General features: G+C 70.3%; 11 protein-coding genes and 2 pseudogenes (1 of these 13 cut by a window edge). 7 read left to right on the plus strand and 6 right to left on the minus strand.

Annotated elements, in window-relative coordinates; translation table 11 throughout:
* Positions 1 to 126 precede the first annotated feature (126 nt).
* Entirely contained in the window at positions 127 to 801 is a 675-nt protein-coding gene (gene radC, locus LVB77_RS02825) for a DNA repair protein RadC (protein WP_232908711.1), read from the minus strand.
* Positions 802 to 951: 150 nt separating this feature from the next.
* Here radC and coaBC point away from each other — a divergent pair.
* The 3 genes and pseudogenes from coaBC (at position 952) to LVB77_RS02840 (ending at position 4958) form a co-directional block, all read left to right on the plus strand.
* Positions 952 to 2171 (plus strand): annotated as a pseudogene (gene coaBC, locus LVB77_RS02830) (bifunctional phosphopantothenoylcysteine decarboxylase/phosphopantothenate--cysteine ligase CoaBC).
* A complete protein-coding gene (gene dut, locus LVB77_RS02835) occupies positions 2168 to 2626 on the plus strand; it encodes a dUTP diphosphatase (protein ID WP_232908712.1) in 459 nt (152 codons plus the stop codon). The pseudogene coaBC and the gene dut overlap by 4 nt, the downstream one beginning before the upstream one ends.
* A 16-nt stretch (positions 2627 to 2642) precedes the next feature.
* Positions 2643 to 4958 carry a phosphomannomutase/phosphoglucomutase gene (locus LVB77_RS02840; protein ID WP_232908713.1) on the plus strand — a complete coding sequence of 772 codons (2316 nt, stop codon included), beginning with the start codon at positions 2643 to 2645 and terminating at the stop codon, positions 4956 to 4958.
* Positions 4959 to 5071: 113 nt separating this feature from the next.
* On the opposite strand, the gene LVB77_RS02845 is transcribed toward LVB77_RS02840, so the two are convergent.
* The 3 genes from LVB77_RS02845 to LVB77_RS02855 form a co-directional block, all read right to left on the minus strand.
* Positions 5072 to 5725: a hypothetical protein gene (locus LVB77_RS02845; protein WP_232908714.1), complete on the minus strand. Its 654-nt coding sequence runs from the start codon at positions 5723 to 5725 to the stop codon at positions 5072 to 5074.
* Positions 5726 to 5874: 149 nt separating this feature from the next.
* On the minus strand, positions 5875 to 6537 hold the full coding sequence (gene pyrE / locus LVB77_RS02850) for an orotate phosphoribosyltransferase (protein WP_232908715.1): 663 nt from the start codon (positions 6535 to 6537) through the stop codon (positions 5875 to 5877).
* 20 nt (positions 6538 to 6557) lie between these two features.
* Entirely contained in the window at positions 6558 to 7079 is a 522-nt protein-coding gene (locus LVB77_RS02855; protein ID WP_232908716.1) for a GNAT family N-acetyltransferase, read from the minus strand.
* Between the two features lie 67 nt (positions 7080 to 7146).
* Here LVB77_RS02855 and LVB77_RS02860 point away from each other — a divergent pair, with 67 nt between their 5' ends.
* The 3 genes and pseudogenes from LVB77_RS02860 to LVB77_RS02870 form a co-directional block, all read left to right on the plus strand.
* Positions 7147 to 7920 carry an exodeoxyribonuclease III gene (locus LVB77_RS02860; protein ID WP_232908717.1) on the plus strand — a complete coding sequence of 258 codons (774 nt, stop codon included), beginning with the start codon at positions 7147 to 7149 and terminating at the stop codon, positions 7918 to 7920.
* Positions 7910 to 9523 carry an MFS transporter gene (locus LVB77_RS02865; protein WP_232908718.1) on the plus strand — a complete coding sequence of 538 codons (1614 nt, stop codon included), beginning with the start codon at positions 7910 to 7912 and terminating at the stop codon, positions 9521 to 9523. The genes LVB77_RS02860 and LVB77_RS02865 overlap by 11 nt, the downstream gene beginning before the upstream one ends.
* 74 nt (positions 9524 to 9597) lie before the next feature.
* Positions 9598 to 9816: pseudogene (locus tag LVB77_RS02870) on the plus strand (hypothetical protein); the annotation flags it as partial.
* A 122-nt stretch (positions 9817 to 9938) separates the two neighbouring features.
* On the opposite strand, the gene LVB77_RS02875 reads toward LVB77_RS02870, so the two are convergent.
* Together LVB77_RS02875 and LVB77_RS02880 are read right to left on the minus strand one after the other, a co-directional pair.
* On the minus strand, positions 9939 to 11090 hold the full coding sequence (locus LVB77_RS02875; RefSeq protein ID WP_232908719.1) for an anhydro-N-acetylmuramic acid kinase: 1152 nt from the start codon (positions 11088 to 11090) through the stop codon (positions 9939 to 9941).
* Between the two features lie 8 nt (positions 11091 to 11098).
* Complete coding sequence (locus LVB77_RS02880; RefSeq protein WP_232908720.1) at positions 11099 to 12538, minus strand: peptidoglycan DD-metalloendopeptidase family protein; 1440 nt, start codon at positions 12536 to 12538, stop codon at positions 11099 to 11101.
* Positions 12539 to 12732: 194 nt separating this feature from the next.
* Here LVB77_RS02880 and tyrS point away from each other — a divergent pair, with 194 nt between their 5' ends.
* On the plus strand, positions 12733 to 13790 hold the 5' portion of the coding sequence (gene tyrS, locus LVB77_RS02885; RefSeq protein ID WP_232908721.1) for a tyrosine--tRNA ligase. Its footprint extends 169 nt past the window's final position; 1058 of the gene's 1227 nt are visible here — the first part of the coding sequence; it begins with the start codon at positions 12733 to 12735; the stop codon falls past the right edge of the window.

Below are 13790 nucleotides of genomic sequence, written 5' to 3' on the forward strand. Positions count from 1 at the left end.
GCTGCGGATCGGCCATTGTACGCGAGGGCGGCCCCGCGAGCGGGCCGCGCGGGTCGTCTCGCCTGCGTCCGGCAATGTCGCGTGCCGTCGTGCCACGGGGCCGCCGCGCGGCGACCGGCCGCCGCCCTACAGCATGCCGCGCGCCGCCATCGACACCGGCGGGCCGTCGCCGATCACGAAATGGTCGAGCAAGCGGATGTCGACCAGGTCCAGGGCGTGGCGCAGGCGCGCGGTGACGGCGCGGTCGGCGGCGCTGGGCTCCGGATTGCCGCTGGGGTGGTTGTGGCCGACGATCACCGCCGCGGCGTTGTGCGCGAGCGCGCGCCGGACCACCTCGCGCGGATGCACCTCGGCGCCGTCGATGGTGCCGCGGAACAGTTCCTCGAACGCGATCGCGCGGTGGCTGGCGTCCAGGAACAGGGCCGAGAACACCTCGTGCGCGAGCCCGCGCAGGCGCTGGGCGAAGTAGCGCCCGGCCGCGCCCGGATCGGCCAGGGCCTGGCCGCGTTCGAGCTGGGCCGAAAGGTGACGGTGGGCCAGCTCCAGCGCCGCGGCCAGGGTGCAGGCGCGCGCCGGGCCCAGCCCGGGCACGCGCAACAACTGCGCCGGGCTGCTGTCGAGCAGGGCGCGCAGCGGGCCGTGCGTGTTCAGCAAGCCGCGCGCGGTGGCGACCGCGTCGCTTCCGCGCAGGCCGGAGCCGAGGAAGATCGCCAGCAGCTCGGCGTCCGAGAGCGAGCGGGCGCCGTGCGCCAGGAGTTTTTCGCGGGGCCGCTCCGCGCTGGGCCAGTCTTGGATACGCATGGCCGCAGCTTGCGCCGTGGCGCGGTCCGGGCCGATCGGGGCATCCGGGTGCATCGGGTAAGCTAAGGCCCCGTTCCGGCGTGGGAAATCCCTTACGGGGTGGCCCGCCACCGCCGGAGCCGCACCACCGCACCAGGACCGAAGCCGAACATGGCACTAGACGCGCCACCCACCCTGCAAGGCCAGCGCCTGCTGCTTTGCGTCTGCGGCGGCATCGCCGCCTACAAGGCCGCCGAGCTGGTGCGCCGCCTGCGCGATGCCGGCGCCGACGTGCGCGTGGCGATGACCGAGAACGCGACCCGCTTCGTCGGCACCGCGACCTTCCAGGCCCTGTCCGGCCACCCGGTGCGCACCTCGCTGTGGGACGCGCAGGCCGAGGCCTCGATGGGCCATATCGAACTGGCGCGCTGGGCGCAGCAGGTGCTGATCGCGCCGGCCACCGCCGACATGATCGCCAAGCTCGCGCACGGCTTCGCCGACGATCTGATCACCACCGTGTGCCTGGCCACCGACGCGCCGCTGACGGTGGCGCCGGCGATGAACCACCGCATGTGGGCGCACCCGGCCACCCAGGCCAACGCCGCCACGCTGCGCGCGCGCGGGGTGCGCCTGCTCGGCCCGATGGACGGCCCGATGGCGGAGCCCGAGTCCGGCCCCGGCCGCTTGATGGAACCCAACGACATCGTCGCGGCGCTGACGCAGGTGGCGGCATGAGCGCGGCCGATCTGCAGGGGCTGCGCCTGCTGGTCAGCGCCGGCCCCACGTTCGAAGACATCGATCCGGTGCGTTTCATCGGCAACCGCAGCAGCGGCAAGATGGGCTTCGCGATCGCCGAGGCCGCCGCGCGTCGCGGCGCCCAGGTCGCGCTGGTCGCCGGCCCGGTATCGCTGCCGACGCCGGCCGGCGTCGCGCGCAGCGACGTGCGCTCGGCCGCGCAGATGCGCCAGGCGGTGCTGGCCGGCCTGCCGGCCGATGCCTACATCGGCGCCGCCGCGGTGGCCGACTACACGCCCGCGCAGGTCGCGCCGGGCAAGATCAAGAAGAACGAGGAGCGCTTCGCGCTGGAGCTGATACGCACGCCCGACATCCTCGCCGAAGTCGCGGTGCACGCCGCGCGGCCGCGTCTGGTGGTGGGCTTCGCCGCCGAGACCGACGAAGTCGAGCGCTACGCGCGCGGCAAGCTGGAAAAGAAAAAGCTGGACCTGATCGCGGCCAATCGCGTCGGCGTGCCCGGCAGCGGTTTCGAGAGCGACGACAACGCCTTGACCGTGTACTGGGCCGGCGGCGAGCGCGCGCTCGGCCCCGCTCCGAAGACCCAGCTGGCCGACCAGCTGCTGGACCTGATCGCCGAACGGCTGCGGACCGCATGAACCACACCCTGGAACTCAAGATCCTCGATGCGCGCTTCGGCGACGAATGGCCGTTGCCGCAATACGCCACCGCGGCCAGTGCCGGCCTGGACCTGCGCGCGGCGCTGGACCAGTCGCTGGTGCTGCACCCGGGCGACACCGCGCTGGTGCCGTCGGGCCTGGCGATCCACCTCGGCGACCCGACTTTGTGCGCGGTGATCCTGCCGCGATCGGGCCTGGGTCACAAAAACGGAATCGTGCTCGGCAACGGTACGGGCCTGATCGATGCTGACTATCAGGGCCCTTTGCTGATCAGCGTGTGGAATCGCGGGCGCGAGGCTTTTACGATGCAGCCGGGGGATCGCATCGCGCAGCTGGTCGTACTTCCGATCGTACGGGCGACGCTGCAGGTGGTCGACGAATTCGAATCCAGCGCGCGCGGGGCCGGCGGTTTCGGCCACACCGGCGTGCGCTGATCAAGGGAACGCAACGATGGTGGATCTGAAGATCGAACGGCCCAAGCTGTCGGCCGACCAACTCAAGCCGCTGCGTCCGGTCGCGATCGTGCTGTGCGCGCTGCTGGCGGCCTGGTTCGCCTGGAGCGGCTGGCAGCAGCATCGCGACAATGCGCGCCGCGGCGGCATCGAGCGCGCGCGCGACGCCGCCGTGGCCGCCGCCAAGACCGGCCTGGCCACCGAACTCAAGCGTCTGGACGAGCGTCTGGCCTCCGCGCCGATGCAGGCCGCGCTGACCGCCGGCGATCTGGCCGCGGCCGCGCGCGAGCTGGGCAAGGACTGGGCCGGCGCCAGCGACGCGGTGGTGCTGCGCAGCGACCTGGCGGCCGAATACGCCGCGCTGCCCAAGGGCGGCTACGGCCGCCTGGCCGCGATGGAAGCGGCGATCGCCAACGACAAGGCGGTGGCCTGGATCGCGCGCGAAGGCGCGCAGCCCACGCTGGCCCTGGCCGCGCCCGCGCGCGTTGGCCAGCAGGCGGTCGGCGTGGCCTTCCTGCGGCTGCCGCTGCAGCGCGTGAGCCAGGGCATCGAGGGCGCCAGCGTGCCCGGCGACAGCTATTTGGCCCTGCGCCAGGGCGGCTACAGCGTGGTCGAGCGCGGCGACAACTCGCTCGCCGACGGCGCCGAGGCGCTTGCGGCCAAGATTCCCGACAGCGACCTGCGCATCGCCGCGGCCATCCCCGACATCGCCGGCGGTCCGCTGGGCCTGGGCGCGATGGGCTGCTTCGGCGCGGCCGCGGTGCTGGCCCTGCTCGCCCTGCTGGCCTGGCGCGCGCCCAAGCTGCGCCGCGGCGCGGCCGTGGCGGCCGAGGAGGAAGGCCCCTCGCAGACCCTGTCCGAGGCGATGGAACAGCAACCGGTGCCGCCGCCGGTCGAACTGCCGATCGACGTGAAATCGCCGCTGCCGGCCAAGGCGGTGGCGATCGACCGCAGCATCTTCCGCGCCTACGACGTGCGCGGCGTGGTCGGCAAGACCCTGGACGGCGGCGTCGCCGAACTGATCGGCCACGCCGTGGGCTCGTTGATGCACGAGCAGGGCCTGACCGACATCGTGGTCGGCCGCGACGGCCGCCTGTCCGGCCCGGCCATGGTCGAGGGCCTGATCGCCGGTCTGCGCAAGGCCGGCCGCAACGTGATCGACATCGGCATGGCGCCGACGCCGGTGATCTACTTCGGCGCCTACCACCTGCGCGCCGGCTCCTGCGTCTCGGTCACCGGCAGCCACAATCCGCCGGACTACAACGGCTTCAAGATCGTGGTCGGCGGCGAAACCCTGTCCGGCGACGCGATCACCGACCTGTACGCGCGCATCGCCGACGATCGCCTGCATATGGGCGATCTGGGCACGCTGCAGGAGCGCGACATCGGCGAGGACTACGTCCAGCGCATCGCCTCCGACGTGCAGATCGACCGCCCGCTCAAGGTCGTGGTCGACGCCGGCAACGGCGTGGCCGGCGACATCGGCCCGCGCGTGCTCAGCGCGATCGGCGCCGAGGTCACGCCGCTGTACTGCGACATCGACGGCCACTTCCCCAACCACCATCCGGACCCGAGCGAGCCGCACAACCTCGCCGATCTGATCAAGATGGTGCAGCGCCTGGACGCCGACCTGGGCGTGGCCTTCGACGGCGACGGCGACCGCCTGGGCGTGGTCACCCGCGACGGCCAGAACATCTTCCCCGACCGCCTGCTGATGCTGTTCGCCGCCGATGTGCTGGAACGCAACCCCGGCGCGATGATCATCTACGACGTCAAGTGCACCGGCCGCCTGCCCGGCCAGATCCTGCGCCACGGCGGCAGCCCGCTGATGTGGAAGACCGGGCATTCGCTGATCAAGGCCAAGATGCGCGAGACCGACGCCGAACTGGCCGGCGAGATGAGCGGCCACTTCTTCTTCAAGGAGCGCTGGTTCGGCTTCGACGACGGCATCTACGCCGCCGCGCGCCTGCTCGAGATCCTGGCCGCGCGCCCGCAAAGCGCCAGCGAAACCTTGGCCGCGTTGCCCGACGGCGTGTCCACGCCGGAGATCAAGGTCGACGCGCCCGAAGGCGACCCGCACAGCTTCGTCGCCCGTTTCCTGCAGCAGGCCCAGTTCGAGGGCGCGCGTCTGTCGACCATCGACGGCCTGCGCGTGGACTACGCCGACGGCTGGGGCCTGGTGCGCGCGTCCAACACCACGCCGGTGCTGGTGCTGCGCTTCGACGCCGACTCGCGCGAGTCGCTGGGCCGCATCCAGGCCGCGTTCCGCTCGCAGCTGCTGGCGGTGGACCCGAGCTTGAACCTGCCGTTCTGATCGCGACGCCGGCCTCGCGCCGGCACGCAAAAAAAAAGACCGGCCCTGGGCCGGTCTTTTTGTTTTAGCGGTGCGAATGCGCGTCTGCGCGAGGTGCCCCCAAGGTTCGTGCCTCAACCGCCCGCGCGCGCCTTCTCCGCCGCCTTCATGCTGTTGTAGCGCTCCAGCGCCGCGGTCAGGTCTTCGTCGATCGTGGCGCGTTCGGTTTTCTGCTGGGCCAGGATGCTCTGCTGACGCAGCAGCTCGGCGTGCTGGTTACGGATGTTGTCGGACAGGCCGCCGCGCACCGGCTTGCCGTTGAGTTCTTCCTCGCCCGCCTTGCGCAGCAGGCTCAGCAGGCTCTGGCGGCGGCCTTCGACGCCCAGCTGCGAAGCCTTGACGGTCTCGTCCATCACCGCGATGCGTTCCTGGAACGCGCGGCGCAGGTCGGCTTCGGTGGCGTAGGACTGGGCCATGGCGATGTCGCGGCGGGCCTTGGCTTCGTCGGCCATCGCGGCGATGCGTGCGGCCTCGGCCTGGGCCGCGGCCGCAACGCGCTCCTCGGGGGTCAGCGCGCGATCGACCCTGGCCGTGGCCAGGCCGCTCTTGGCGCTGAACTCGGTGCGCGCGCTGTCGACCGCGCTGGCCGGCAGGGCGTCGCCGCAGACCTTGCGGCCGTTCTCGTTCCAGCAGTAGAGCTTCTTCTTCGGCGCGTCCTGCGCGACCGCGACGGTGGCGGTCAGCGCCAGCAGCACGGCGCCGGTCAGCAGCGAGTGGATCTTGTTCATGTCGGCTCCCTGCCATCGCGATGCATGGGTCATGGGATAGAACTGACGCAAGAGTCGGGCCATATCAGCACCTCGCGCGTGCAACCGGCGTCACGATTCCATCAACGCATCCGGCCGGGCAACCCCGGCCAGACGCGAGGGCGCGGCGTTCAGGCGCCGGCGTGGCTGCCGTAGCGCTCGCGGTAGTCGAGCAGGCGCGCGCGCTGGGCGCCGAATTCGGCGCTGTCGCCGGTGAAGTCCAGCAGATCCGCCAGGCTGGCGACCGCGATCACCGGCAGGCCTTGTTCGATTGCGACAGTTTCTGCCGCCGAGCGTCGCGATGTGGCCGGGTCGACGGCCTCCTGGCGGTCCAGCGCGATCACGATGCCGGCCGCCGTGCCGCCGGCCTGGGCGATGATCGCCAGCGCCTCGCGGATCGCGGTGCCGGCGGTGATGACGTCGTCGACGATCAGCACCCGACGCCCGTCCAGCGGCGCGCCGATCAGGCTGCCGCCCTCGCCGTGGGTCTTGGCTTCCTTGCGGTTGAACGCCAGCGGCAGGTCGCGGCCGCGGCGCGCGTATTCGCAGGCCAGCGCGGTCGCCAACGGAATGCCCTTGTAGGCCGGTCCGAACAGCAGGTCGAAGCCGACGCCGTGGGCGTCGATGGCGTCGGCGTAGCAGCCGGCCAGCTCGGCCAGGGCCGCGCCCGAGTCGAAGCGGCCGGCGTTGAAGAAGTACGGGCTGCTGCGGCCGGACTTGAGGGTGAACTCGCCGAAGCGCAGGGCGTCGGCGCGCAGAGCGAGCTGGAGGAAGCGGGAGCGGTGGTCGGTCATGGGCGCGCGTGCAGGTGGGGTCAGTCGGTGATCGGCGGCTGCAGCCGACGCAGCATCAGGTGCTGCGGGCCGGCGCTGCCACCCAGGAACAGTTCGCCGGTGTCGACGAAGCCGGAGCGCCGGTAGGCGGCGATCGCGGCGAGATTGCGGCAGTTGACGGTCAGGGCCAGCAGGCGCCGCTGCGGATGGCGCCGGCGCAGATCGTCGCAGCAGGCGTCCATGGCGCGCGCGCCGTAGCCGCGGCCTTGCCGCTCGCGGTCGATGACCACCGCGCGCAGGCCCACGCTGGGTTCGTCGAAGGCGCGGCCGCCGACCGCCTTGGGGTGGAAGTCCAGGCGGTAGAAGCCGACCACCTCGTCGCCGGCCAGCACCGCCATCGCCTCGCTGCCGGGGTCGCGGCGGGTGTCGTCGAGGTTGAAGGCGGTGTCGCCGACGAACTGCAGTTGCTCGGGCGCGACCCGCAGCGCGCGCACCGCGTCGGCGAGGCCGTCGTCGACGGGGACGACGCGGACCGGAACGGTTTCGGCGGAGGCGGCTGACATGCCGGGCATGATAGGCCACCGGCGCCTGGGCCATTGCTATGATCGCCCGATCACCTCGGGAGTGCCCATGCGCATCATCAGCTTCAACGCCAATGGCCTGCGCTCGGCGGCCACCAAGGGCTTCTTCGACTGGTTCCGCACCCAGGACGCGGACGTGCTGTGCGTGCAGGAAACCAAGGCCCAGGAGCACCAGCTCACCGGCCCGGCCTTCCTGCCCGAGGGCTACCGCGCCTATTTCCGCGACGCCATCACCAAGAAGGGCTACAGCGGCGTGGCGATCTACTCCAAGCGCGAGCCCGACGAGATCCGCACCGCGATGGGCTGGGCGCCGTTCGACGACGAGGGCCGCTACATCGAGGCGCGCTACGGCGATCTGAGCGTGGTCTCGTTCTACATCCCGTCCGGCTCGTCCGGCGAGCTGCGCCAGGGCTTCAAGTTCGAGGTCATGGACTGGCTCAAGCCCAAGCTCGACGAATGGCTGGCCAGCGGCCGCCAGTACGTGCTGTGCGGCGACTGGAACATCGTGCGCAGCCGCCTGGACATCAAGAACTGGACCAGCAACCAGAAGAATTCCGGCTGCCTGCCGCCCGAACGCGACTGGCTCAACGGCCTGTGCGCCGACGACGGCGGCTGGGTCGACGCCTACCGCGCGCTCAAGGCCGAGGGCCAGGACTACACCTGGTGGAGCAACCGCGGCGGCGCGCGCGGCAACGACGTGGGTTGGCGCATCGACTATCAGATCGTGACGCCCAACCTGCGCGAGCGCCTGCGTGGCTGCGCGATCCAGAAAGAACCGCGCTACTCCGACCACGCGCCGTTCATCGTTGACTATGAGCTCTGAGGCCGCGACCAAGCCCAAAACCGGCTGGCGGCTGGTCCTGAGCAGCCTGCGCCAGCCCAAGGTGCTGGTGATGCTGATGTTGGGCTTCAGCTCCGGCATCCCGATCTACCTGGTCGGCAACACCCTGGGCTACTGGATGCGCGAGAACGCGATCGAGTTGTCCACGATCGGGTTCCTGTCCTGGGTCGGCCTGGCCTATTCGCTGAAATTCCTGTGGGCGCCGCTGGTCGACAAGACCGACGCGCCGGTGCTGGGCCGCTGGTTGGGGCGCCGGCGCGGCTGGATGCTGCTGTCGCAGCTGATCGCGGCCGCCGGCCTGCTCGGCATGGCGCTGCTGGAACCGCGCCACGGCGGACTGCACCTGGGCGGCGTGCAGGTGAACCAGTTGCTGGTGTTCGGCGCGATGGCGCTGATAGTGGCGCTGGCGTCGGCCACCCAGGACATCGTGATCGACGCCTGGCGCATCGAGGCGGCGGACAGCAGCGAGGAACAGGGCCTGCTGACCGCGAGTTCGGCGCTGGGCTACCGCGTCGCCTTGCTGGTCACCGACTCGCTGATCCTGATCATGGCCGCGCGCGTGGGCTGGGTGGTGTCCTACGAAATCATGGCCGCGCTGCTGGGCGTGGGCATGATCGCGGTGTTCTTCGCCCGCGAGACCCGCGTCGCGCCGGCCGAGCCGGCGGTGGAGATCGCCGACGACGGCCAGCCGCTGGGCGTGTCCGACGCCATGGTGCTGCGCTGGCTGGCGGCGCTGGTGCTGGGCGTGGGCGCGCTGGTCTACGAACTGATCGCGCACAACGTCTGGAACCTGGACTGGAGCCTGCGCGACCTCAGCTTCGCCGTCGGCGTGCCGTTGGCGCTGTGGCTGCTGCTGCGGCGCGAGCAGGACGGCCGGCCGGTGCCCGAGGCGACCTGGTCGCGGCCGCTGGTGCGGCCCTTGCTGCGCTTCTTCGACGCGGTGATCGGCCCGCTGCTGGTGTTCCTGCGCACTCACGGCAAATGGGCGCTGCTGATGCTGGTGGCGATCAGCCTGTACCGCATGCCCGACTTCGTGTTCGGGCCCATGGCCAACCCGTTCTACGCCGATCTGGGCATGAACAAGGAAACCGTGGGCGCGGTGCGCGGTTCGATCGGCTTGATCGCAACCATCGTCGGCATCGCCGCGGCGGGCCTGAGCGCAGTGCGCTTCGGCTTCGTGCCGACCTTGCTGCTGGGCGCGGTGCTGGGCCCGGGCTCCAACCTCGCTTTCGCGTATCTGGCCATCCACGGCAACGACCCGGGCGTGTTCGCCGCGGTCATGGCCATCGACAACTTCAGCAACGGCTTCGCCGGCGTCGCCCTGATCGGCTACATGTCCAGCCTGACCAGCGTGGGCTACACCGCCACCCAATACGCTCTGCTGAGCTCGTTCTATGCGATGCCCGGCAAGTTCCTCAAGGGGCTGTCGGGCGTGGCGGTGGAGCACTTGGAAACCGGCCGCACCCTGCTCGAAGCGTATTCGCTGTTCTTCATCGGCACCGCCCTGATCGGCATACCGGCGCTGTTGTTGTGCCTGATCCTGGTCATGCGCCGACCCGTCGCGGCCGCGCCGGCAGCGGCCTGAACGCGGGCGACCGCGTTCACGATTCGCCGATGTTCGTGCACAAAACCTGCGGTTTGCTGAGGTAGAGTGCGGCAATGACCGACATCGTCCTGCACAACATCGATCCGGTGCTGGCCGAACGCATCCGCCGCGTCGCCGAGGCCCGCAACTGGGCCCCGGATCAGACCCTGATGCACCTGCTCGAGCACGGTCTGTTCGCCTGCGAAACCGAACTGGCCGCGCGCTTCAGCGATACCGACGCCGACGCGCTCAAGGCCGCGATCTCGGCCCTGGAGAGCGTCCCCAGCGACCCGGGCTACTCCCTGATCGGGCGCGCGCCGCGGCCGGTCGACGAAGGCGATTGGGGGCACACGGGCAGCAGTCAGATCGACGAGGACCTGCAGAAACTGATCGATCAGGTGCCCGCCGGCAAAAATCAGGCCGGATAAACCACGCCGAGCACGCGCGGACCGCGCGCGCCGGTCACGCTGGGCAGGTTGCCGGGCAGGCCGGCCAGGGTCTGCCGCGCCAGCCAGGCGAAGGCCATGGCCTCGACGAAATCCGGGTCCAGCCCGTAGGCGGCGGTCGATTCGACCTGCGCCTCCGGCAGCTGTGCGGCGACCGCCTGCAGCAGCCGCGCATTGCGCACCCCGCCGCCGCAGGCCAGCACCCGGCGCGTGCCGGGCTGCTGCGCGCGCAGGGCGTCGGCGATGGTGATCGCGCTGAGTTCCAGCAAGGTCGCCTGCACGTCTTCGGCGCGTTCGCCGCCGCTCAGGCGCGCGCGCACCCAGTCCAGGTGGAAGTGCTCGCGGCCGGTGCTCTTGGGCGGCGGCAGGGCGAACCAGGGCTCCTCCAGCAGGCGCGTCAGCAGCTCGGGATCGACCTCGCCCGTGGCCGCGTAGGCGCCGTCGGCGTCGTAGGCGCCGCCGCGCTGCAGCGCGTGCCAGGCGTCCATCAGGCAGTTGGCCGGACCGGTGTCGAAGCCGCGCACCACGCCGTCGGCGGGCAGCAGGGTGTAGTTGGCGATCCCGCCCAGGTTCAGCACCGCGCGGTCCTCGTCCGCGGCGTGCAGCAGGGCCGCATGGAAGGCCGGCACCAGCGGCGCGCCGTGGCCGCCGGCGGCGACGTCGCGGCGGCGGAAATCGGCGACCGTGGCGATGCCGCAGCGTTCGGCGATGCGGTGACCGTCGCCGAGCTGCCAGGTGAAGGGGTGGCGGCCGTCGTAGTAGGCGCCCTCCGGCCGGTGGCGCACGGTCTGGCCGTGCGAGCCGATCGCGACGATCTCGCCGGCGTCGACGCCGGCCTCGGCCAGCAGCGCCAGCGCCGATTCGGCGAAGGCGTCGGCGATCTGCACGTCCAGCGTGCCCAGCTCCTCCAGCGACTGCGCGTCGCCGCCCTGGCCCAGGCCGACCAGGCGCGTGCGCAGGGCCTCGGCCCAGGGGTAGGTGCGGCCCAACAGCAGTTCGCAGTGCGGCGTAGCGGTGGCGGCGTCGAAACGCACCAGTGCGGCGTCGATGCCGTCGGCGCTGGTGCCGGAAATCAGGCCGACGAACAGCCCTGCGGCCGGGGCCTGCGTACTGGCGGGCACTGCAGGCCTCAGGCCTTGGTCTTCTTCTTCGGTGCCAGCGCCCGCGACATCGGCGAGACGGTCGGCGTCGCATCGGCGTAGATGATGTTCTCGACCTGGCGGATGCGCGCCAGCGCCACGCCGGTCTGCGAGCGGAACAGCGCCAGCGGCGCGCCGCTCAGCGGCTCCGGCGGCGGCATGGTGATCGACAGCGGGTTGCGGTGCACGCCGTTGACGCGGAATTCGTAATGCAGGTGCGGGCCGGTCGACATGCCGGTGCTGCCGACGTAGCCGATCACCGTGCCCTGGGCGATGCGCTGGCCCGGGCGGATCTTGCCGATGCGCGACATATGCCCGTACAGCGTGGTGTAGCCGCGGCCGTGGTCCAGCACCACCGCATTGCCGTAACCGCCCATCCAGCCGGCGGATTTCACCCGCGCGTCGCCGGCGGCCATGATCGGCGTGCCGCTGCCGGCGGCGTAGTCCACGCCCTTGTGCATGCGCATGCGGCCCAGCACCGGATGGCGGCGCGCACCGAAGCCCGAGCTCAGGCGCGCGTACGGAATCGGCATGCGGATGAAGCTCTTCTTCAGCGGACGGCCGTCGCCGGTGAAGTACTCGGACTTGCCGTCGCGCTCGAAACGGAAACCGCTGTGCAGCTTGCCGTCGCTGGTGAAGGTCGCCGCCAGCACCGGACCGGTATTGACCAGCTCGCCCTCGCGCCAGGTCTGCTCGACCACCACGCTGAAACGGTCGTTGGCGCCGACGTCCTCGTTGAAGTCGATGTCGTACTTGAAGATTTCGTCGGTGAGCGTGCGGATGTTGTTCGGGGTCAGACCGACCTTGCGCGCCGAGCGGAACAGCGAGGAACCGACCTTGCCGCTGAGTACCACGGTGCGGGTTTCGGTCGGACGCGCGATCACCTTCTGATAGATCTTGCCGCCGTCCAGCTTCAGTTCCACCTGATGGCTGTCGTCGCGGTCGTAGCGGAAGCTGCGCAGCGTGCCGTTGACCGGCATGTCGAACGCCAGTTCGGTGCCCGGCTTCATCCGCGTCAGCGCCTGCTTGGAGCCCGGCTGCGCGAGGATCTGCTGCATGGTGGCGGTCGGAATGTTCAATTGCTTGAACACCGAGCCCAGGGTCTGGCCGCGGTCGACGCGCACCAACTGCCAGCTGTCGCCTATCTGGCCTTTGGCGCGCGCCAGCGGCAGCGGCGGCAGCGCCAGCGCCAGCGATTGGCGCGCGGCATGCAGAGGCTGGGCGTTGCTGGGGCTGCTGAAGCCCGGCACGATCGCCAGCACCAGCATGCCCATGGTCGCGAACAGGCTGGCCTGCACCCACTGACGGCGCGACCAACGACCATTGAATCCATCCGAAATATGCCGCGCCAGCACCGGACGATGCAGGGCGGCTTCACGCAGTGCCTTCAGGCGTTCGCGCCGGTCCGTGCCGGAAACGGGTGAAGTCATCGATGGATCCCCTGCAAAGGTGTGAAGGCTGCGTAGCGGCGTTACCATAGACATGCGAGCAACGTGCGTCAAACCCTTGACCTGAATAGGGTTTTTCTCCGCAGGACAATGCGGTAACGTTTAACTCCCTGTTAACTCCATTCATTGACCGCGGTCGCATTCCTGCGCCCGCGTCCGCCACCGAGTCCTCCCCCTTGTCCGCTCCCAGCCCCGCCTCCGTCCAAGACGCCCTCGACCTGATCCGCCGCGGCACCGACGAGATCCTCAAGCTCGACGAGCTCGAGGCCCGTCTCAAGCTCGGCCGCCCCCTGCGGATCAAGGCCGGCTTCGACCCGACCGCGCCCGACCTGCACCTGGGCCATACCGTCTTGCTCAACAAGATGCGCCAGTTCCAGGACCTGGGGCACCAGGTGATCTTTCTGATCGGCGATTTCACCGGGATGATCGGCGACCCGTCGGGCAAGAACGCCACCCGTAAGCCGCTGACCCGCGAAGATGTCCTGGCCAACGCCAAAACCTACGCCGACCAGGTGTTCAAGGTGCTGGACCGCGACAAGACCGAGGTGCGCTTCAACTCCGAATGGTTCGGCAAGATGAGCGCGGCCGACATGATCCGCCTGGCCGGCCAGCACACCGTCGCGCGCATGCTCGAACGCGACGATTTCGCCAAGCGCTACGCCGCCCAGCAATCCATCGCGATCCACGAGTTCCTATACCCGCTGGTGCAGGGCTACGACTCGGTCGCGCTGGAGTGCGACGTCGAACTCGGCGGCACCGACCAGAAGTTCAACCTGCTCATGGGCCGCGGCCTGCAGGAGCACCACGGCCAGCCGGCCCAGATCGTGCTGACCATGCCGCTGCTGGAGGGCCTGGACGGCGTCAACAAGATGTCCAAGTCGCTGGGCAACTACATCGGCATCAACGAGCCGGCGATCGACATCGTCACCAAGACCATGAAGATCGACGACGTGCTGATGTGGCGCTGGATCGACCTGCTCAGCTTCGACATCTCGATCGCCGATGCGGCGCGTTTCAAGGCCGAAATCGAGGCCGGAACGCTCAATCCGCGCGATCTGAAGCTGCGCTTGGCGCACGAGTTGGCCGCGCGTTTCCATGGCGCCGAGGCCGCCGATATCGCGGTCGCCGGCTGGAACGCGGCCGTGCGCGGCGAAGGCGACACCGCCGCGCTGCCGCTCACCGACGTGGTGGTGCCGGCCGAAGGTTTGCGCATCGCGGCGCTGTTGACCGCCGC

The sequence above is a fragment of the Lysobacter sp. 5GHs7-4 genome, assembly GCF_021284765.1.
GTDB lineage: Bacteria > Pseudomonadota > Gammaproteobacteria > Xanthomonadales > Xanthomonadaceae > Lysobacter.